We start from the raw sequence: 19,686 nt of genomic DNA, 5'->3' as shown, positions 1-19,686 counted from the left end.
GTTGGGATTTGTCCTATTGTTTCAGCCCTGACGTTCGTCTCCTTGGGTGCAGTCATTGCGTTCGAGGCAGACGCATCAAACCCGGGCAGGTCCAACGAAAGATGTCCTGTTTGCGAGCGAGAAAATGGCGTGCCTCTGTCGTGCCAGAGAGATCAGTTGATTTGCTGATGCACTGTTTCCGTTAGGTCATTCAGAGAGAACGGCTTGGGCAAGAACACGGAATTCGGAATCGTGTCCTGGCCTTCGCCAAAAGCGTCTTCTGCATAACCGGAGACGAAAACAACGCTCACATCGGGGCGGCGCTCCCGCGCTTTTCGCACCCAAGTCGGCCCGTCCATCCCGGGCATCACGACATCGGTGACAAACACATCCACCGCCATCTTCTCGTCCTCAAGTAGCAGGAGCGCATCTTCAGCCGTCTCAGCCTCGACCACGGTGTATCCGCGCAACCGCAAGGCGCGCGCCGCAAAAGCACGGACAGGCGCCTCGTCTTCCACCAGAAGAACCACGCCGGATCCTTTGTCGGGCAGCTTGCGCGGTGTGACCGGAACAGGCTCCTTTCGGTCCTCGGCTTGATGTTCATGCGCCGGGAGCAAGAGCGTAAACTGGGTTCCCTGCCCCAGCGTGCTGTCCACAAACACGTAACCCCCGGACTGCTTTACGATTCCATAAACCGTTGAAAGACCCAGACCGGTCCCTTCGCCAGTGTTCTTGGTTGTGAAAAACGGCTCAAAAACCTTTTCAATCTTGTCTGGTGGGATGCCATGCCCCTGATCGATGACACGCACACAGACATATGTTCCCGGAGGAACGGCGAAGCGACCGCGTTCCAGCTTCTCTCGGAGGACACGCCGTTCGGTTTCGATCAGGATCTCTCCACCGTCGGGCATGGCGTCGCGTGCATTGACAACCAAGTTCATCATCACCTGTTCGAGCTGCCGTCGATCTCCCCGAATCGGCGGTAGGATCGGATCGTGGCGCAGCGTCAGGCGCATCTTTTCACCGACCAGCCGATTGAGCAGATGGGTCAGATCCGAGAGCGTGTCGCGCAGATCGAGGATTTCGAGCCGCATGGTCTGCTTGCGTGAAAACGCCAGAAGCTGCCCGACAAGCGCGGCGGCCCGGTTTGCATTCTGGTTGATTTGAACCAGATCGCCATAGTCGGGATCGCCCTGATCGTGGCGCAAGAGCATCAAGTCGCAATGGCCCGAAATCGCCGTCAGGAGGTTGTTGAAATCATGGGCCACCCCGCCCGCAAGCTGACCGATGGCCTGCATTTTCTGGCTTTGTGCAAACTGCGTTTCGAGAGTCTTGAGTTCGGTCGCGTCATTCAGAACGGCGAGCAAGACCGGCTGGCCGTCTTCGGTGACGCGGCTTAAGGTTACCTGAACGAAGACCTCGCGGTCACTGCGCGTCAGACGCAGAAACTCCGAGCGATGCGGCATCCGCCCTTCGGCGGCTTCGCGCAGCCAGTCGGTCAGTGCCCGTCCAAGACCTTCCATGTATTCGGACAGGTTGCGATCCTCTGCCCCTTCGAGGCCAAGCAGCCGGGTCGCCTCCGGATTGGCGCGCAACAATCGCCCGTCGGGGGCGACCTTGATCAAGGGCACCGGCAATGTATCAAACCCACTGTCTTCGCGTGACTTCGCGTGGCCTTCCTCGTTGTCAGCGATGAGAGAGAGTGTCAGATCCTTGCGTCCGGCCCCCGTGTCACGCATCTGGACAAGCGCCCTGCGAAACCCTTCCCGGGTGATCAGACGGTGAACACTGCCCGCACGCAGGGGCGTATCCTCGATGATCTCTTCCACGGTCCGCGCCCGGCGACCGATGATATCGCGCGCAGTGGCATTCATGTAAAGGATCACGCCATTGCGCCCGACCGACAGCGTGGGAACATCCTCGCGTCGCACCCCTTGCCCGCGGATGGCGTCGGTTTCGAGACGCCAGACCGACAGATTGTCGGACAGGGCAAGGACATGCACCCGCACGCCTTCGGCGTGGCTGGTGATATCCTCAAGTGCGCTGCCCTCTTGCAGAGCGCGTTGCAAAAGCCGCCACACCACGCCCTCTGCGCTCGCAAAAAGATCCCGCAATGCCTCTGAAAGCGTTTCGCCAGACTCGGTGTCGAAACGTCTGCGCGCCGCAAGATTGGCCGAGCGAATCGTGCCATCGCGGGCGCAGACAAAGCAATAAGAGGGGTCCTTTTCCAGCGTGCGCGCCAACAAGGTCGCCTGCCAGCGCTGTGACGCCTCACGCAGCCCAATCGCAACGGCCATCCCGATCCCCACCGCACCAACCAATCCGCCCGCGCTCAACATGGCCAGCCGCAGGCCGCTTTCCGGCATCGTAAGCGCAAGGAAAAACGCTGCGCCCGACAACAAGGTCAGGCTCAACGCAAGGCGCAAGGGAAGGCCGGCGCCAAACACGCCGAAGTGGGAACCCGTGGTCACAGCGGTCTCCGCAAATAGACTCTCCCTTGCATAACATCCGGTTGGTATTAAGCGCGGGTTAACTATCGAAAATTACAGCCTAGAGTTGCACTCTCAGAGATTTTCACGCGTGAAGCAAGCAACAAAAAGCCCATCACCGTCACATCCCGGTTCAAACTGCGCGACCGTGGCCGGTGCGAGTTCTGGAAATCGGCTGGAGATCCAGTTGACCTGATTCGCGTTCTCGCACGCCAGCACCGAACAGGTCGCATAGGCGAAAGTGCCACCGGGAGCGACATGCCGCAGACAAGCGTCAACGATGGCGCGCTGGGTTTCAACCAACCTGTCGAGCCGCTCGGGTGACATGCGCCATTTGCCTTCGGGCGCCCGCCGCCAGGCGCCACTGCCGGAACACGGCACATCGGCGAGAACCAGATCGTAAAGCCCCGAAGGTTTGGCAATCCGCTCGATCTGCGCGCCCGCCCGCTTTGCCCGTTCCGGAAGATCCGACATACGGCCCATCGCGCTGTCATGCGCGTCTATCCGGCCCCCTGTCAGGGCCGCCATCGCCAGAGCCTTGCCGCCGCCCCCTGCACAATAATCGAGCACACGCTGTCCCGGACCGAGCGGCAAATGCGCCACCACCGCCTGGCTCGCGGCATCCTGAAGCTCCACCCAGCCCGACCGGAACGCCTCGCTTTGCTGCACCCGGCGCGCGTTTTCCGTCACGCGCAAGGCGGTCTCGTTGCCGGCGACGGGCGCCGTTTCGATCCCTTCGGTTCGAAGCGAAGCCTGCGCGCGGTCGCGGGTCTGTTTCAACAGATTGACGCGCAGGAAGACGTCCGCCCGGTGCCTGAGGACCTCCGCAACGCGCGCGCCCCGATCGGCAAGACTGTCCGCCCAAAGCGGTTGGATCCAGTCCGGCAAGTCGAGGGCTTCGTTTTCGGTCGGCTGGCGTCCCGCCATGCGCTCGGCATCCGTGAGCACGGCAGGCGCATGCCCCTCGCCGGTAAAGAGCGTTTCCGGTGCAATCCGCTGTTGGCGCACCAGCCCGACCATCCGCGCGCGGCCGGTTTCGCCACCGCCCACCGCCGCCACGCTCCGCCATCGCCGCAAGCAGTCGAAGACGTGGTCGCGCACCGCCGCGCGGTCCTTCGACCCGGCGTAGCGGGCATTGCGCGCCCAGGACAGAAGCGCCTTTTCCGCCGCCTCTCCGGAAGCGACGCGGTCGAGCACCTCGATTGCCGCCTGAACGCGCGCGCCCGGTGTCATCCTCGGGTCAACCGATCCGGTAGTTGGGGCTTTCGCGGGTGATCTGCACGTCGTGCACGTGGCTTTCCTTCAACCCGGCCCCGGTGATCTTCACGAATTTGCAGTTGTGGCGCATCTCCGCCACCGTGGCGCAGCCGGTATAGCCCATGGCTGCGCGCAGCCCGCCGACCAGTTGGTGAATGACCGCGCCAGCCGAGCCCTTGTAAGGCACCTGCCCCTCGATGCCCTCCGGCACCAGTTTGTCGGACGCGGCATCTTTCTGGAAGTAGCGGTCCGCGGAGCCACGCGCCATAGCGCCAAGGCTGCCCATACCGCGATAGGCCTTGAAACTGCGGCCCTGATACAAAATGACCTCTCCGGGGCTTTCATCCGTGCCCGCGATCATCGATCCCACCATGGCGCAGGAGGCCCCCGCCGCGATCGCCTTCGCAAAATCGCCGGAAAACTTGATACCGCCATCGGCGATCACGGGCACGTCACCCGCGCTTGCCGCGCAATCCATGATTGCGGTGAGCTGTGGCACCCCGACGCCAGCGACCATCCGTGTGGTGCAGATCGAGCCCGGGCCGATCCCGACCTTCACCGCGTCGGCGCCCGCGTCGATCAGTGCCCGCGTCGCCTCCGCCGTCGCCACGTTGCCCGCGATAACCTGCACGCCATTGGACAACCGCTTGGCGCGGCTCACGGCGTCAATCACGCCTTGCGAATGCCCGTGCGCCGTGTCGATCACGACAATATCCACGCCCGCATCCACCAGGGCTTCCGTGCGGGCGAACCCCGCATCGCCCACGGAGGTGGCCGCCGCGACGCGCAGCCGACCGAGCTCGTCCTTGCACGCGGTCGGGTTCACCACGGCCTGTTCGGTATCCTTGAGCGTCAGCAAACCGGTGAGCTTGCCCCGGGCATCGGTGACGAGAAGCTTTTCGATGCGACGCGCTTTCATCAGGCTGATCGCCTCTTCGCGGTCCGCCGGTTCGGTCAGGATCGCGAGATTGTCCGAGGTCATCATCACCTTGACCGGGGTGTCGTCCTGCGCCGCAAACCGCATGTCGCGATTGGTGACGATGCCAAGCACGCGGTGCTGATCGTCAACCACGGGAAAGCCGGTAAAGCCGTAGCGATCCGTCAGCGCCTTGGCATCCGCCTTGGTCTGATCGGGATGCAGCGTCACCGGGTTGTAGACGATCCCGCTCTCGAACCGCTTCACCCGGCGCACCGCGCGGGCCTGTTCCTCGACGCTGAGGTTCTTGTGCACCACGCCCATGCCACCGGCCTGCGCCATGGTGATGGCCATGCGCGCCTCGGTCACGGTATCCATGGCCGAGCTCAGAAGCGGGATGTTGAGGTCAATGGACCGGGTTACCTTCGTCCTCGTGTCAGCCATGGATGGCAGCACCGAGGAAGCGCCGGGAACCAGCAAAACATCATCGAAGGTCAGCGCCTCGCGAATCTCCATGGGGGTCTCCTTTGGAGGGGTTCGGTTGACGCGTCCCTATCGCATGGGATCGGCGCGGGGGAAAGAGCGCCTATGCAGTTTTTCTTGGCCTCGCCCCGGGACAAGGGCGCGTCTGCCTGCTTTTCCCGCGATGCGCCACGCGACGCAACGCGCCGCAGGGGACCGATCCCGGGGCCCCGCGGCGCATCGGCGCGGCGCGGACAGGTTGCATCGCGCAGCAGGCACCGTGTCAGAGGCCCACACCGCGAAAACCGGGAGGCCGGATGCCGGATCGGCCCTATTGGCGGTATTGACCCGCCGTGATGAACTCGGAAAACGCCTCGCACCAGATCACGGCAGTGGTGTATCGCGTCACGTCGACGCCCTCGGGAATGTCGAGCAGGAAGCCGCCGAAGCTGTCCACATCACCGATCAGTTGCGCGCGATCCTTGATCGGGAGGAATTCGTCCTCGTGTTCGACGAAGCTGTCGACGAGGTAGAGCTTGTAATCCGGCCCCGGCGCGAGCGCACCCATATGAACGATCTGACCATCGGTGATGCTGATCGTTCCTTCTCCCCAATGCAGGAAATCGCTGCCCCGGAGATCGCGGGTCAACGCTGCGGTGAAACTTGCGTTCTGCGCCCGGCTTTCCAGCATCGCGGCGTCCGGCGAGGCCGGCGCGGTCAGGATCGGAAGGAAATAGACGCCGAGCCCGAAGCCAACGGCAAGCGCGGCGCCATGCGTGACGAGGGCGAGGATGAGCTTGCGCATGGAGGACCCCTTTCCTGCGGTGATGACGCAAGACTGCCAGAATGCGGCGCGCGGCACCAGACCGGACAGACCGCCTGCCACATGCTCCTGCATGGCCCTGGGGGTGTCACCGGTTTGCACGGGGCGGGCTTTTGGTGTCATCTGGGCCGCGGCGCGTCCCAGCGCGCCCTGACATCCCAGAAACAAGGAGCCTGTCATGCATGGCTATGCCACCGGACGGTTGAACCTGCCCTTCACCGGCATCTGCACCTTTGCGAAAAAGCCGCACGTGTCGGACTGGAGCATGATCGACGCCGATGCCGCCATCCTTGGCGCGCCCTTCGATGCGGGCACACAATGGCGCGCCGGCGCCCGCTTTGGCCCGCGCGGGGTGCGCGAAGCCTCGACCCTGTTCAGCTTTGGTCATGCCGGCGCCTACGATCACGAGGACGATGTCACCTATCTTGGCGAAGACGTGCGGATCGTCGATATGGGCGACGCCGATATCGTGCATACCGACACCGTCCAGAGCCATGCCAATATCCGTGCGGGGGTCGAGGCGGCGCTGGCGGCGGGTGCCTTGCCGGTGGTGATCGGCGGCGATCACTCGGTCAACATTCCCTGCATCGAGGCTTTCGAAGGAAAGGCCCCCTTCCATGTGCTGCAGATCGATGCGCATCTCGATTTTGTCGATGAACGCCACGGCGTGACCCGAGGGCACGGCAACCCGATGCGCCGCGCGGCGGAAAAACCCTGGGTGACCGGGCTGACCCAGGTTGGTATCCGCAATGTCTCCTCCACCGCGAAGGAGGGATATGACGATGCGCGCCGGATGGGCTCGGACATCCTGTCGGTGCGGCAAATGCGGGCGCTCGGGGTCGAGGCCACCGCACGGCGCCTGCCGAAGGGCGCCCCGGTCTACATCACCATCGATATCGATGCCTTCTGCCCGTCCATCGCGCCGGGCACCGGCACGCCGTCTCATGGCGGGTTTCAGTATTACGAGGTGCTTGAACTCTTGCAGATCGTTGCGGCGCAGCACGCGGTGGTCGGGATCGACCTTGTGGAGGTGGCCCCGGACTATGACCCGACCGGATCGACATCGGTGCTGGCGGCCCAGCTTTTGATGAACCTTCTCGGCTTTGTTTTCCACGCCAGAGCCAATACGTCTTGACGGGCGCCCGCCGTTCGCGCGCCTGCGCCTCGGGGCACGGGTTGCGGGGGCCCTGCCCCCGTCCTTGGCAAGCCAAGGACTCCCCCGGAGTATTTCGCGACAGAAGAAACCCGCCACCGCTTGGGCGGCAAAGCGGGCAAATCAGGGCAGGCGGTCACGCAGAAGATCAAGCACCGCGTCGCCCGGCACGTCGGATGTGACGAAGGCCTGGCCAATGCCCCGCGCGAGAACGAACCGCAACCTGCCATCGATCACCTTCTTGTCCTGGCCCATCAGGTCCAGGAGCGCGTCTGCGGCAGGCAGATCGCCGGGAATGTCCGCAAGGTCGGTTTTCATCCCCATCGCCTTCAGATGCGCGCGCACGCGGCTTGGCTCCTCCTGTGGACACAGACCGAGGCGCGCGGAGAGTTCGAAAGCAAGGGCGCACCCGATGGCCACGCCCTCGCCATGCAACAACCGGTCCGAATAGCCCGTCGCTGCCTCCAAGGCATGACAGAACGTATGCCCAAGGTTCAGGAGCGCCCGGTCCCCCTGCTCGGTCTCGTCGCGCAAAACAATCTCCGCTTTCATTTGCACCGACCTTTCCACCGCGCGCAGGCGCGCCGCACGATCGCCGGCTGCCGCGGCGGCGCCATGCTCTTCCAGCCAGTCAAAGAAGGCCGCATCGCCCAGAAGCCCGTACTTAACCACCTCACCATAGCCCGCCAGAAAATCGCGCGGCGTCAGCGTGTCGAGCATGGCAATGTCGGCGAGGACCAGGGAGGGCTGGTGAAAGGCCCCGATCAGGTTCTTGCCATGGACCGTGTTGATCCCGGTCTTGCCGCCCACCGAGCTGTCCACCTGGGCCAAAAGCGAGGTCGGGATCTGAACAAAGCGCACGCCGCGCCGCAGGATCGCCGCGGCAAATCCCACGAGATCGCCGATCACGCCGCCGCCGAGCGCGATCACGACATCGCGGCGCTCGACCCTGGACTCGAGCAGGAAGGCAGAGACTTCTTCGAGACAACGCCAGCTCTTTGTCGCTTCCCCGGGCGGCAGGGTGAGCGCGTCGGACGCGATCCCGGCCGCCGCGAGCGCGTCACGCAGGGTCTCAAGATGCAGACCGGCCACATGCGCGTCGCTGACGATGGCCACGCGCGGCCGCGCCAGAAGCGGCGCGATCTCGGTACCCGCCCGGTCGAGCAGACCCGCACCGATGCGCACGTCATAGGCACGCCCCGGCAAAGGAACGGGAACCGTGCGGATCGACTCTGCCGACGGTGCTGTGAAGGAGGGGGCGGCATCGCGTGTCATCGGGTGGGTTCCAATACGTCAGGGCGGCGATCGGCAAGCTGTTCGGCCACCCGTATGGCCATTTGTTCGAGGCTCAGTCCCGGCTCGGAGCGCACGGCAATATCGGCGAGCGCGTAGACCGGCACGCGCTGTTCATAGAGCGCCTGCAGGGTTCCATAGGGGTCGGCCCCGCGCAAAAGCGGTCGCGTGTCCTTGTGCCGCACGCGGCTCCAGAGCAGATCGAGCGACGCGTCAAGCCAGACCGAAACCCCCGCCGCCGAGATCATCGTCCGGTTATTCGCGTTCATGAAGGCGCCGCCCCCTGTCGAGAGCACACAGGGTGGCCCGTTCAGCAGGCGTTCGATCACCTGTGTTTCTTTGCGGCGGAAGAACGGCTCGCCATCCCGCGCAAAGATTTCTGCAATGGTCCGGTCGGCGGCTTCTTCGATGGCGTGGTCGCTATCCCGAAACGGCACGCCAAGGCGGGCGGCCAGCGTGCGCCCGACGGCGGTTTTTCCCGCGCCCATCATACCGACCATGACCACGGTTTTGTGAAGCGTTGCCCGATTGTGCCGTTTCGCGTCGGCCATATGCTGCCCATTCGTCATACAAGTTGCGTGAATGACGTGAACCGGCCAAAAAGGCTAGGTATAAGTCGCGAAAAGCAGTCAGGCGAGCAGGATCGGGTCATGGGGCGTATCATCAAGTGGTTGTTTTATCTGGCTGTCCTGGGCGGTATCGCCCTTGTCGCCTATGCCTATATCGGTCCGTTCTTCGGGGTCGACTTCTCTCCGCCGCAGACCGAGATTCGTCAGCCCGTGGAACTCGATGCGAATTGACCTCCTCTTCATAACCGCAGCACTTCTGTGCGGGCAAGCCACCACGGCCCTGGCGCAGACCGGTCTGACAGACCCGGGGCGCGCCCCGGTGGCAGGCAGCGCCACCGTGCCTCCCGTCGAGAGCCTGCCACTGGAAGAGATCGATGTGGCCTCGGCGGGGCTGCTGCCGAGCCGGATGACAGGGCTGCCGGTCTCGCTCTGGCAGGGCTCTGATCCCGAAGCGTTGCGTGACCTGATCCTTGCGGTTCAACCGGCGGTGCCCGCCTTGCGCGATCTCATGCGCGTGCTGATGCTGGCCGAGGCCGATGCTCCGGCGGGCGGGGAGGCCGCGGACCGGCATCTCGCAGCCCGGCTCGATCGGCTCATGGGCGCCGGGTTCATCGAAGAGGCGCAGGCGCTGCTGCAGATTGCCGGGCACCGCTCCACCGAACTCTTCCGTCCCTGGGCCGATGTGAACCTGCTGCTGGGCCGTTCGGACGCGCCCTGTGCCGCGCTTGAACGCGCGCCGGCGCTCTCGCGGGACACGGCGCTTCAGGTGTTCTGTATTGCCCGCTCGGGGGATTGGCCGCGGGCGGCGTTGATCGTGCAGACCGCGGCAACACTGGGCACCATCCCGGCGCGCCGGATCGACCTGCTGGAACGGTTTCTTGACGGGGAGCTGCATGAGATCAGGGCACCGATCCTGCCGCCCGTGCGCCCCACGCCGCTGGAATTCCGGTTATTCGAGGCGCTGGGCGAGCCATTGCCGACAGCACCGCTGCCGCTGAAATTCTCCGTGCTCGACCTGACTGGCGACAATGGCTGGCGCGCGCAGATCGAGGCTGCCGAGCGTTTGGCCCGCGCCGGTGCCCTGCCGCCCAACCGGCTCCTGGGGCTTTATACGCTGCGCAAGCCTGCCGCGTCCGGGGGCGTCTGGGACCGGGTGCGCGCCTTGCAGGCGCTCGAACGCGCGCTGGAGCGGGGCACGCCCGGCACCGTGGAACAGGCGCTTATTCGGCTCTGGCCGCAGATGGCGTCACAGGGACTTCTGGTGCCTGTTGCAGAGCTCTTTGCCACCGATCTGGTGGCGCTCGATCTCGACGGGCGCGCCGGTCGGATCGCACGACAGGCCGCGTTCCTGTCAACCGCCTACGAGAGCCTCGCCATCAGCCTCGACGGCACCGACCCCGAGGTGCGGTTTCTGACTGCGATTGCCCGCGGCGCTGCACCGGAGGCCCCCGGCACCCTGCCCCATGCCGCCGCGGTGGCGCGGGCGTTTTCCGGCGCGACCCCGCCCGACAGCCTTGTCGCGAAGCGCGCGGACGGTCGGCTGGGCGAGGTAATCCTGCGCGCCATGGCGCTTGTGAGCAGCGGAGCGGAAGGAAACGGTCAGGACCTCACCGATGGGCTCGCGACGCTGCGCGCGGTGGGGCTTGAGGATGCGGCGCGGCGTACCGCGTTGCAGTTGATGGTGCTTGATGCCGAAAGGGCGCGAAGATGAGCCGCGACGACATGCCCATGTCTCCCGCGCGGCGCCTTGTTGCAGGGCCAGGGCGATGAGCGGGCGCTGGATCTCCGGTTTTCTGGACGCGATTGCCGCTGAACGCGGGGCGGCCGCAAACACTCTGGCCGCCTATCAGCGCGATCTTGACCACGCGCGCCATTGGCTGGCCGGGCGCGACCGTGATTTTTCCGATGCCCAACGGGCCGACCTCGAAGCCTATCTCATCCAATGCGATGCCGAGGGGCTGTCCAAGGCGACCCGCGCCCGCCGCCTTTCCGCGATCAAGCAGCTCTATCGCTTTGCCTTCGAAGAAGGGTTGCGGACCGACAATCCCGCCGTGCAGATCGCAGGGCCCGGCCGGGACAAACGCCTGCCGAAAACCCTCAGCGAGGAAGAGGTCGACCGGCTGCTCGCCGCCGGGGCCGCGCATGGGCGCTCGCCTGCGGATCGGATGCGCAATGCCTGCCTCATGCAGCTGCTTTATGCGACGGGCATGCGGGTCACCGAGCTTGTCTCGCTTCCGGTCGCTGCCGCACGCGGCGATCCGCGCATGTTGCTGATCCGCGGCAAAGGCGGCAAGGAGCGCATGGTGCCTCTGTCCCCTCCGGCACGGACCGCCCTTGCGGACTGGCTCGGACATCTGGACGCGGCGGCGGAGGCTCATCGGGCCGAAGGCCGGCCCGCCTCGCCCTTTCTGTTTCCGTCGCGCGGCAAGGCCGGCCATCTGACGCGGCACGCCTTCTACCTGCTGATCAAGGAATTTGCGGTCCGCGCCGGCGTGTCACCGGAAAAGGTCACGCCACACACATTACGCCATGCCTTTGCCACGCATCTGCTCGCCAATGGGGCGGACCTGCGCGCGATCCAGACCCTCCTCGGTCACGCGGACGTGGCAACCACGGAAATCTACACCCATGTGCTCGATGCACGCCTGCGCGAACTGGTGCTGGACCACCACCCGCTCGCGCGCGACACCGACTGAGCCGGGCAGAGCATCGCGCACCGACCCGGCCAGCCGCTAGCCAGATCGCGTAACCGCATCTGCCGTTGCATCCCGGCGCAGCCCGTCTGGCAGCACCTCCTCGGAGGGCCACCACCCAGTCACAAGCGAGTCGTGATAGCCTTGCGTGAGCCCGGCCGCGACCATGCTGCGGGCAGACGCCGCGTGGTTGTAGCGCAAGCGTGCCAGCTCCGGAGGCCGATCCGCATGCAGCAGCGCAAACCGGGTATCCGGAGAGCCATCATGCGGTGGCAATCCGATCACCCCCGCGTTGATCCACAGATGCCGCCCGATCCGGCGTGCGAAGGCAAAACCGCAATGCCCTGCAAGCACCGCATCCACTGGTCCCACGAGGGCCTCCAGCGCAGCGATTTCCTCCGCAAAGGCCGCCTCCTCTGAGACGGGCCAGAGAAACCGCGCCACATCCGACACGCCGCCATGGATCACGCCGTAGCGCATCCCGCCAAGCTGAAACACAGCCAGATCCGGCCGTGCCGCCATCCAGGCGCGGCTTTCGGGCCCGATATCGGCCGATGCGTGCCCATACCAAGCCGCCGACAACCGATCACAGGTGGTGCCGGGCTCGAAGCCGCAGCCACAATCCGACGCGTTGCGGGCCAATTGCTTTTCGCAATTGCCGGCAATACAGATCGCCCCCCAATCGCGCATGCCAGAAACGCAGATCTCAGCCTGCGCCCCGTAGGCCACCACGTCACCGGTGCAGATCGCCGCCTCCGGCACGATTCCGCGCCGCGCCGCCTCGGCACGCAGCGCGGCCAGCGCCGGACCGTTGGAATACGGGCCGCCAAAGCCCAGCACCGGCCCGGTCAGCCGCCCAAGATCCGCCACCTGCATCCGCGCCTCCCCTTGAAGCCGGGGCAATGCCACCCCATAACCCAATCAGCATAAAGGACGCTGACACTCATGGATACTGCCCCCGAAATCATGGACGCCGCTTTCTGGATCACAGCCGGGTCGATCCTTGTCCTGCTGGCGCTCTCGGGCTTTTTCTCGGGATCGGAAACCGCGCTGACCGCCGCCTCGCGCGGCAAGCTCCGTGCCGCGATGGACAAAGGCTCCAAGGGCGCAAGCACGGCGCTCGAGATCACCGAGGACAACGAACGGCTGATCGGGTCCGTCCTGCTTGGCAACAACCTCGTCAACATCCTCGCAACCTCCCTCGCCACGGCGCTCTTTACGCGGGCTTTCGGCGAAAGCGGCGTTGCGCTGGCCACGCTGGTCATGACGCTGCTGGTGCTGATCTTTGCGGAGGTCCTGCCCAAGACCTACGCCATCACCAATCCCGAAACCGCAGCAGCCCGGGTCGCGCGCCCGATTTCGGTGATTGTGCGGCTGTTTTCTCCCGTCGTGTCCGCGGTGCGCATGCTCGTGCGTGGCGTCTTGCGCATCTTTGGCGTCAAGACCGACCCGGACAGCCATATCCTCGCCGTACGCGAGGAGATCGCCGGAGCCCTTCAACTCGGGCATTCGGAAGGCGCCGTCGACAAGGAAGACCGCGACCGGATCCTTGGTGCGTTGGACCTCGCCGAGCGCACCGTCGAGGAAATCATGCTCCATCGGTCCGGCATCGAGATGATCAATGCCGACACACCGCCGCAGGAAATCCTGCAGCAATGCCTTGAGAGCAACCACACGCGCCTGCCGGTGTTCCGCGACGATCCGGAAAACATCATTGGCATGATTCATGCCAAGGACCTGCTGCGCGCCATGTACAAGCTGATTGAAGGATCCAAGGACGCCATGGCGGCGCTCGACGCGTTTCGGCTCACCGACGTGATGATGAAACCCTATTTCGTGCCGGACACCACCTCGCTTGACGACCAGATGCGCCAGTTCCTGCGACGCCGGACGCATTTTGCGCTGGTGGTCGATGAATACGGCTCGCTTGAAGGGCTGATTACCTTGGAGGACATCCTCGAAGAAATCGTCGGCGAGATCACCGATGAGCACGATCCGCAGGCCGAACATCAGGTGAAGATGGCCGATGACGGCTATTTCTGGGTCGACGGGGCGATGACGATCCGCGACCTGAACCGCGCGACCGACTGGCAGTTGCCGGACGAAGAGGCAAACACCGTGGCCGGTCTTGTCATCCACGAAGCCCAGATGATCCCGATGCAGGGCCAGGCCTTCAGCTTCCACGGGTTTCGCTTCGAGGTGGTCGGGCGCGAGAACAACCGTATCACGCGGTTGAAGATGCGCCCGCTCGACGCGGTGGTCGGCGCGCGCTGACGCGGGCGTGCCCGGTGTTTCGGGGCACGGGTTAGGCCAACTTGCACAGCCCCCGCGCTGCTCTGTGCATGGCTCAGCATTCCGCATCGCTCATGACGCATCGAGGCACAACCGGCCTGCTGGTGGCCATGCACAGGGTGCACAGCGTGCCGAGACTTGGTGAGAGGCCGGGCCGCGCGTTGGCGACAGGTCACGCCACGCGTTGGCGAAAGACCGTGCCGAGCATCCGTGGCAGGGCAAGACGCGCGTGTGTGACAGGCCAAGCGACCCGTTGGCGACAAACCGAACCAAGCGTTGGGGACAGGTTCGGCGGGGTGTTGAAAACAGACCCAGCCGGGCAACGGTGACAGGCCGGGACAGCCGCCAGCGAGCCTGACTTATTCGCAGACGGCCACTCTGGTCGAATCGGCTTCGGGCTCTGGATCGGCCGATGACGGCATCTCGGGCACGACCGGCACATGCAGGCGCAGCCTGTAGCCGTCGGCGCTGCTGCCCATCTCAAGCTGGCCTTCGATCTGTTCGGCTGCGGCTTCCATGATCCGCATCCCGATACCGGTGGAGGGCGCCGGGGGCGACTTTGTCGGTTTGCCCGTATCCGAACAGGTCATGACAAGACCCGGGCCTTCGCGGTCGAGTTCGAGACGCACAACGCCGGGGCCGCCGTTGGGAAAGGCGTGTTTGAAGGAATTCGCCGTAAATTCCGCAAGGATCAGTGCCAGCGCATTGGCCAGCGCGGCCGGTGCGACAATCGGGGCAATATCCGCCTCCAACCGCACACTTTCGGGGGCCTGGGATTGCAACAGACGCATGGAATTGCTCAGGAAATCGGCCATATCCACCGCGTGAACCGCGTCATTGCGATACAGCGCCTCGTGCAGATCCGAAACCGCCGACACCCGCACCAGCGCGGCATTGAGCACGCTGCGGGTTTCCTCGCTCTGGGCCGCACTTCGATAAAGCCGCAGGAAGGACGCCACCGATTGCAGCGAATTCTTCACGCGATGGTCGATCTCCGCACGCAACGCCACCTCATTGGCCAGCGTCCGGCGCAGTTCAAGCTGATGCATGACCTGGCTGGCCATCACGCGCAAAGTCGCCCGCTCGTCCTCGGTCAGCTTTCGCGGCTCGGTATCGAGCACGCACAAAGTGCCCAGCTTGCGCCCCGAAGGCGTCATCAACGGCGCGCCGGCGTAGTATCGCATCTGTACGAGCGGCCCGTTGACAAGCGGGTTGTCGCAGGTGCGTGGATCATCCAGCGTGTCTTCGATCTCAAGAAGCCCGTCGCCGAGAATGGCATGGGCGCAGATCGATTGTTCGATCGGCGTTTCCGAGATGTCGACCCCGACGCTGGCCTTGAACCATTGCCGGTCGCTGTCCACCAGCGAAATGAGCACCACCGGCACGTCCAGCAACCGGCGCACAAGCTCGACGATCTCGTCGAAGCTCTCTTCGCCATCCGTGTCGAGAATGTGGTAGGCGTTCAATTCCGCAAGGCGACGCTCCTGATCTTGTGGTATTGATGCGCGCATCACGCACCCCCCTCTCTCAACCGTCCGGACCCGTGGACTCACGTTCTATGCGGCGAAGGTGTCATTGTCCACGCGACTGTCGCAGCGTCAACGACGCTTTACACCTTGTGCTCATTCAGCACCGGCAAGCCGGGCTCGACGCGCCATTGGGCACCGGGACGCGCTCGGGATACCCTCGTTTCGACAAAGACCCGCTCGGGGCTCGCAGCGCCGCGCGTTCACCACAGGCCTCGGCCTAAGCGCGCAAACGCGCGCCTTCCGGATCGAATGGCGGCTTGTCCAGCACAACGGCCCGGTGAGGCCGTCCCAGCACCATGACGTCGACCGCGTCCCCGGGGCGCACGCTGTCCGCGGTCACATACCCAAGCGCGAGGCTCATCCCGACGCCATAGCCATAGCCGCCGGATGTGATCCGACCGATCCCTTTCCCGTCGTGGAAAATCGGTTCGCCGCCGCTGGCATCCGCATGCGAGGCCGCACAATCCGCCTCATCGAGCGCCAGCATGACCAACGTCTCGCGCGCCGGTTCGTCGAGGACGGCCAGAAGCGCTTCGCGGTTGAGGAACGCCTTGTCCGTCTTGCACAAACGCGCAAGCCCCACCTCCTGCGGCCAGTATTCGGGACTGTATTCGCGCGACCACGACCCGTAGCCCTTCTCCAGCCGAAGCGCCATCAGGGCGCGACTGCCGACCGGACCACCGCCATACGACGCAGCGGCCCCGATCAAAGCCGCATAGAGCGCGTCCTGATCCTCTTGCGCGCAATGCAACTCCCATCCCAGATCCCCGGTGAATGACACGCGCAGGGCAAGGCACGCCACGCCGGCGACCCTGATTTCAGCGGACCGCATGAACGGAAAATCCGCGGTCTGGAGCGAGGCATCGGTCAGGCCCGCAAGCACGTCGCGCGCTTTCGGCCCGGCCACGTTGAATCCGCACAGTGCCTCTGTCAGGCTTTCCCAAAGCGTGCCGTCCGGAAGCGGGACGGCATCGAAAAACCGCTTGTGGTAGCGCTCTGCGAGACCCGACCCAATGACCCGGAACTCCCCCGACTGCAGCCGCGTCACGGTGAAGTCGCCGGCAATCCCGCCGCGTTTGCCGATCAGCGGCGTCAGGCAGGACCGCCCCGCCTCGCGCGGCATCCGGTTGGCAAACAGCGCGTTAAGCCAGTCCTCCGCCCCCGGTCCGGCCACCCGGTAGACCGCGAAATTGGAGATGTCGATGATCCCCGCCGCCGCGCGCAGCATGCGGGCCTCGCGTCCCACCACATCCCACCAGGGCTGGCGCGTAAACCCGGCGCTGTCGGCAACATCTGCATCAAAATAGACCGGGTGCTCCCACCCCGCATTGAGGCCGAACACGGCACCCAATGCGGCCTGCCGCGCATAGACCGGCCGTTGCCGCAAGGGCCGGCCTGCGGCGCGTTCCTCGCCGGGAAAATGGATCGCAAAGCGATGCGCGTACTGGTCGCAGACGCGCGCCTTGGTAAAGGCATCGTTGGCCCAGTCGCCGAACCGCGCGAGATCCCACGCAAACATGTCGTAGCGCATCTCGCCGGTCACGATCCAATCGGCCACCATGAGCCCCATGCCGCCGGATTGCGAAAATCCGGGGATGATCCCGCCGCACACGAAATACCCCGGCTTTTCGGGAACCGGGCCCATCAGCACATTCGAGTCGGGCGACCAGATCATCGGGCCGTTGATCACCCGCTTGATCCCGGCGGTGCCAACCGCGGGCACCCGGTCGATGGCCCGCATCATGTTGTCCTCGATCCGTTCCAGATCGTCGGGAAAGAGGTCATGGGCAAAATCGAGCGGCGTGCCCTTCTCGGCCCACAAGCGCACATCGCGCTCATAGGCGCCCACCAAAAGCCCCTGCCCCTCCTGGCGCAGGTAATACTCGCCATCGCGGTCCGCGACCGACGGCAAACGCCGGTCCAGCGCCGCGATCTCGGCAATGGTTTCAGTAACAAAATACTGGTGCTCGGTTGGCTGCAGCGGCAGACGGATGCCTGCCAGCGCCGCCACTTCGCGGCCCCAAAGCCCTGCCGCATTGATCACCCATGGCGTGGCGATATCGCCCTTGGGTGTGCGCACGATCCATGTGCCGTCCGCCTGCGCCTCGGTGGCCATCACAGGCGTGAAGCGGTGGATCTGCGCTCCGTTCGCGCGGGCACCGGCCGCATAGGCTGCCGTCACACCCGACGGGTCCACATTGCCGCCATCCGGCTCATACATGATGCAGCGCACCCCGTCGAAATCGACCAGCGGGTGCAGCCGCTCCGCCTCGTCGCGGCTCACCTCGTGGAAATTCATCCCGTAAAGCCGCGCCTTGGCTTCCTGAAGGCGCAGCTGATGCTCGCGCGCCTCGGTCTGGGCGAGATAGAGCGAGCCGGGCTGAAACACGCCGCAGCTCTGGCCCGTCTCGGCTTCCAGATCCTTGTAAAGCGTCATCGTGTAATGCTGGAGCCGCGATATGTTGGTGCTGTCATGCAGACCGTGAATATTCGCCGCCGCGTGCCACGTGCTGCCGGAGGTCAGCTCGTCGCGTTCAAGCAGGACAACATCGGTCCAGCCCAGCTTGGTGAGATGATACAGGATCGAACATCCAATCACACCGCCTCCGATGACGACAGCTTGGGCATGGGTCTTCATGAGGGCGCCTTCATGTTGAGGCTGCCCGTCGGGCAGCCGATATGACCCACATTTGAAAAAGAGAACCTCTCGGAACACTAGTGCGCAAGCGACGCTCCGTGTCGCGTTTGGATGATCCGGCTTTTGTCTGATCCGGCCCGCCGTGCCCGGCCCCCGGGATCACGAGGAGACCGGGATCAGGTCTGCTGAACCGCCTGCTCCAGCGCCTCAAGATCGGCCTCGAAACGGATCGCCGCGCGCGCCCGTTCGAGGCAGCGCGCCTGCATGGCCCTGGCCGCTTCGCGCACACCGTCATCCTGTGTGGCCGTCGCGACCTGTCCCAAGGCGCGCAAAACCGCCCGGTGCACCTCCACCGCTGAGCCGGCATAGCGCGCAATCGGGTCGTAACTTGCGTCGAACAACCGGTCCGCTTCCAGCGGCGGCGACCAGATCCGGTCGTGCACACCGGTTTTTCGGGGCACGCCAGTGCGCGCGGCAGCCAGCACAGGCGTCAGCCGATGCGCGATGTCGATGGCGGTGCCGGGATCGTTCACGCCCGGCGACAACGCGCGCGTGGCGATCTCCGCCAGCACGGTCAGCCCGAACACCGGGTCTTGCTCAAAGCTGCGCGCGTCGTCGATCATCATCGCTTGTCCGATCCGGGTCAGCGCATCCGGGTCCGGCGCACCGCTGTGCGCGGCAACAAACGCCATGACCTCATCGGTCAGAACATACTGACCAACCGACACGACGATATAGACCCGCAGGTCATGCTCTTCGGCCGCCTCCTGAACCGTCGGCTCGAAGATCTGCTGAAGGTAGCCTGCTTGTCGCGCCTTGATCGCAACGGCATCGTTCGGGATCTGCGTGCCCGGATCGGTCAGTGCGTGCCCCCCGTGGCAAGGCGTCAGCGCCGCGGCTTCCAGCGCCGCCCGGGCTTCGCGTTCGATCACCCGCGCGGTGAAGGGCAAGGAACCCAAGCCCTCGAGATGCACGATCCAGCGGATCAACGAGACGACAATGATCACCACCACCACGATCGTCATGCCGAACAGCACCACGCTCTCGCGCGGATCGAACAAATCCGCCGCCCGCAGAATGATCGCCAGAAGCGCAAAAAGATACGCCCCGAGGAAATTCGCCAGAACCGAATGCGTGACCGTGTCCTCGCGCAGGATCAAATGGCTGCGCGGCGTCCAGGCGCTGGCGGCGTTGGCGAGGGCGGATTGCATGATGGTCAGCGAAAAGATCGTCACGGCCAGCATCGACGACGCCATCGTGGCAAGGATCGGATCGAGCGCGTCCGCCCCGATCCACTCACCCAGCCGCTCGGGGATCAGGGGGCCCATCGGCTTGGCCATGGCCAGCGCCACGAGAACCAGCAGGGCAAAGAGGATCACCCGCACATGGATGCGCCGCGACAGCTGCCGCAACCGCCTGAGAAGACTCCCGATCATGCACATCGCTCCCGCAGCATACCCAGACAGTGTAACCCGTTTGGCGCGCACGACCAGTCACCGCTCCCGGCTCCCGGCTCCCGGCTCCCGGCTCCCGGCTCCCGGCTCCCGGCTCCCGGCTCCCGGCTCCCGGCTCCCGGCTCCCGGCTCCCGGCTC

The 19,686-nt window shown here is 64.9% G+C and carries 15 protein-coding genes; 5 read left to right on the top strand and 10 right to left on the bottom strand.

Annotated features, from left to right (window positions below; all coding sequences use genetic code 11):
- Window positions 1-152 precede the first annotated feature (152 nt).
- From J1C49_RS04300 to J1C49_RS04285, 4 genes are all read right to left on the bottom strand, one after another.
- Window positions 153-2,345 (bottom strand): ATP-binding protein, encoded by a 2,193-nt coding sequence (locus J1C49_RS04300; RefSeq protein ID WP_227444665.1) that lies wholly within the window; start codon window positions 2,343-2,345, stop codon window positions 153-155.
- 198 nt (window positions 2,346-2,543) lie between these two features.
- Window positions 2,544-3,701, bottom strand: coding sequence for an RsmB/NOP family class I SAM-dependent RNA methyltransferase (locus J1C49_RS04295; protein WP_227444574.1), 1,158 nt, complete (start codon window positions 3,699-3,701; stop codon window positions 2,544-2,546).
- A gap of 7 nt (window positions 3,702-3,708) precedes the next feature.
- The gene (guaB, locus tag J1C49_RS04290; protein ID WP_227444573.1) at window positions 3,709-5,157 is read right to left on the bottom strand and encodes an IMP dehydrogenase; all 1,449 of its coding nucleotides are present in this window, start codon (window positions 5,155-5,157) and stop codon (window positions 3,709-3,711) included.
- A 277-nt stretch (window positions 5,158-5,434) separates the two neighbouring features.
- Window positions 5,435-5,908: a DM13 domain-containing protein gene (locus tag J1C49_RS04285; RefSeq protein ID WP_227444572.1), complete on the bottom strand. Its 474-nt coding sequence runs from the start codon at window positions 5,906-5,908 to the stop codon at window positions 5,435-5,437.
- A 196-nt stretch (window positions 5,909-6,104) separates the two neighbouring features.
- On the opposite strand from J1C49_RS04285, the gene speB reads away from it, so the two are divergent.
- Window positions 6,105-7,061: an agmatinase gene (gene speB, locus J1C49_RS04280; protein ID WP_227444571.1), complete on the top strand. Its 957-nt coding sequence runs from the start codon at window positions 6,105-6,107 to the stop codon at window positions 7,059-7,061.
- A 141-nt stretch (window positions 7,062-7,202) separates the two neighbouring features.
- Here the strand turns inward: speB and aroB are convergent, their stop codons facing one another.
- Entirely contained in the window at window positions 7,203-8,354 is a 1,152-nt protein-coding gene (gene aroB, locus J1C49_RS04275; RefSeq protein WP_227444570.1) for a 3-dehydroquinate synthase, read from the bottom strand.
- Entirely contained in the window at window positions 8,351-8,923 is a 573-nt protein-coding gene (locus tag J1C49_RS04270; protein ID WP_227444569.1) for a shikimate kinase, read from the bottom strand. The genes aroB and J1C49_RS04270 overlap by 4 nt, the downstream gene beginning before the upstream one ends.
- Before the next feature lie 99 nt (window positions 8,924-9,022).
- Here J1C49_RS04270 and J1C49_RS04265 point away from each other — a divergent pair, with 99 nt between their 5' ends.
- The 3 genes from J1C49_RS04265 to J1C49_RS04255 are packed head-to-tail and all read left to right on the top strand — an operon-like array spanning window position 9,023 to window position 11,637.
- Window positions 9,023-9,172 carry a hypothetical protein gene (locus J1C49_RS04265; RefSeq protein WP_227444568.1) on the top strand — a complete coding sequence of 50 codons (150 nt, stop codon included), beginning with the start codon at window positions 9,023-9,025 and terminating at the stop codon, window positions 9,170-9,172.
- Complete coding sequence (locus J1C49_RS04260; RefSeq protein WP_227444567.1) at window positions 9,162-10,652, top strand: hypothetical protein; 1,491 nt, start codon at window positions 9,162-9,164, stop codon at window positions 10,650-10,652. Before J1C49_RS04265 ends, J1C49_RS04260 begins: the two co-directional genes overlap by 11 nt.
- Window positions 10,653-10,707: 55 nt before the next feature.
- Entirely contained in the window at window positions 10,708-11,637 is a 930-nt protein-coding gene (locus J1C49_RS04255; protein WP_227444566.1) for a tyrosine recombinase, read from the top strand.
- A gap of 36 nt (window positions 11,638-11,673) precedes the next feature.
- Here J1C49_RS04255 and J1C49_RS04250 read toward each other — a convergent pair whose 3' ends face one another.
- Window positions 11,674-12,510: a metallophosphoesterase gene (locus J1C49_RS04250; RefSeq protein WP_227444565.1), complete on the bottom strand. Its 837-nt coding sequence runs from the start codon at window positions 12,508-12,510 to the stop codon at window positions 11,674-11,676.
- Window positions 12,511-12,579: 69 nt separating this feature from the next.
- On the opposite strand from J1C49_RS04250, the gene J1C49_RS04245 reads away from it, so the two are divergent.
- Window positions 12,580-13,908, top strand: coding sequence for an HlyC/CorC family transporter (locus tag J1C49_RS04245; RefSeq protein WP_227444564.1), 1,329 nt, complete (start codon window positions 12,580-12,582; stop codon window positions 13,906-13,908).
- A gap of 377 nt (window positions 13,909-14,285) precedes the next feature.
- Here the strand turns inward: J1C49_RS04245 and J1C49_RS04240 are convergent, their stop codons facing one another.
- From J1C49_RS04240 to J1C49_RS04230, 3 genes are all read right to left on the bottom strand, one after another.
- Complete coding sequence (locus J1C49_RS04240; protein ID WP_227444563.1) at window positions 14,286-15,437, bottom strand: sensor histidine kinase; 1,152 nt, start codon at window positions 15,435-15,437, stop codon at window positions 14,286-14,288.
- A 235-nt stretch (window positions 15,438-15,672) separates the two neighbouring features.
- On the bottom strand, window positions 15,673-18,093 hold the full coding sequence (locus J1C49_RS04235) for an FAD-dependent oxidoreductase (RefSeq protein ID WP_227444562.1): 2,421 nt from the start codon (window positions 18,091-18,093) through the stop codon (window positions 15,673-15,675).
- 176 nt (window positions 18,094-18,269) lie between these two features.
- Window positions 18,270-19,529: a DUF2254 domain-containing protein gene (locus tag J1C49_RS04230; protein WP_227444561.1), complete on the bottom strand. Its 1,260-nt coding sequence runs from the start codon at window positions 19,527-19,529 to the stop codon at window positions 18,270-18,272.
- Between the last annotated feature and the right edge of the window lie 157 nt (window positions 19,530-19,686).

The organism is Cognatishimia sp. F0-27 (genome assembly GCF_020667845.1).
GTDB lineage: Bacteria > Pseudomonadota > Alphaproteobacteria > Rhodobacterales > Rhodobacteraceae > JAFMPQ01.
The sequence above is the reverse complement of the archived record's forward strand: the minus strand, read 5'-3'. Positions and strand labels throughout refer to the sequence as shown.

What these genes read in the sequence shown, in the direction of transcription:
- J1C49_RS04300 (WP_227444665.1), bottom strand. Translation starts at nt 2,345, where the DNA reads ATGCCGGAAAGCGGCCTGCGGCTGGCCATGTTGAGCGCGGGCGGATTG.
- J1C49_RS04295 (WP_227444574.1), bottom strand. Translation starts at nt 3,701, where the DNA reads ATGACACCGGGCGCGCGCGTTCAGGCGGCAATCGAGGTGCTCGACCGC.
- guaB (WP_227444573.1), bottom strand. Translation starts at nt 5,157, where the DNA reads ATGGAGATTCGCGAGGCGCTGACCTTCGATGATGTTTTGCTGGTTCCC.
- J1C49_RS04285 (WP_227444572.1), bottom strand. Translation starts at nt 5,908, where the DNA reads ATGCGCAAGCTCATCCTCGCCCTCGTCACGCATGGCGCCGCGCTTGCC.
- speB (WP_227444571.1), top strand. Translation starts at nt 6,105, where the DNA reads ATGCATGGCTATGCCACCGGACGGTTGAACCTGCCCTTCACCGGCATC.
- aroB (WP_227444570.1), bottom strand. Translation starts at nt 8,354, where the DNA reads ATGACACGCGATGCCGCCCCCTCCTTCACAGCACCGTCGGCAGAGTCG.
- J1C49_RS04270 (WP_227444569.1), bottom strand. Translation starts at nt 8,923, where the DNA reads ATGGCCGACGCGAAACGGCACAATCGGGCAACGCTTCACAAAACCGTG.
- J1C49_RS04265 (WP_227444568.1), top strand. Translation starts at nt 9,023, where the DNA reads ATGGGGCGTATCATCAAGTGGTTGTTTTATCTGGCTGTCCTGGGCGGT.
- J1C49_RS04260 (WP_227444567.1), top strand. Translation starts at nt 9,162, where the DNA reads ATGCGAATTGACCTCCTCTTCATAACCGCAGCACTTCTGTGCGGGCAA.
- J1C49_RS04255 (WP_227444566.1), top strand. Translation starts at nt 10,708, where the DNA reads ATGAGCGGGCGCTGGATCTCCGGTTTTCTGGACGCGATTGCCGCTGAA.
- J1C49_RS04250 (WP_227444565.1), bottom strand. Translation starts at nt 12,510, where the DNA reads ATGCAGGTGGCGGATCTTGGGCGGCTGACCGGGCCGGTGCTGGGCTTT.
- J1C49_RS04245 (WP_227444564.1), top strand. Translation starts at nt 12,580, where the DNA reads ATGGATACTGCCCCCGAAATCATGGACGCCGCTTTCTGGATCACAGCC.
- J1C49_RS04240 (WP_227444563.1), bottom strand. Translation starts at nt 15,437, where the DNA reads ATGCGCGCATCAATACCACAAGATCAGGAGCGTCGCCTTGCGGAATTG.
- J1C49_RS04235 (WP_227444562.1), bottom strand. Translation starts at nt 18,093, where the DNA reads ATGAAGACCCATGCCCAAGCTGTCGTCATCGGAGGCGGTGTGATTGGA.
- J1C49_RS04230 (WP_227444561.1), bottom strand. Translation starts at nt 19,529, where the DNA reads ATGATCGGGAGTCTTCTCAGGCGGTTGCGGCAGCTGTCGCGGCGCATC.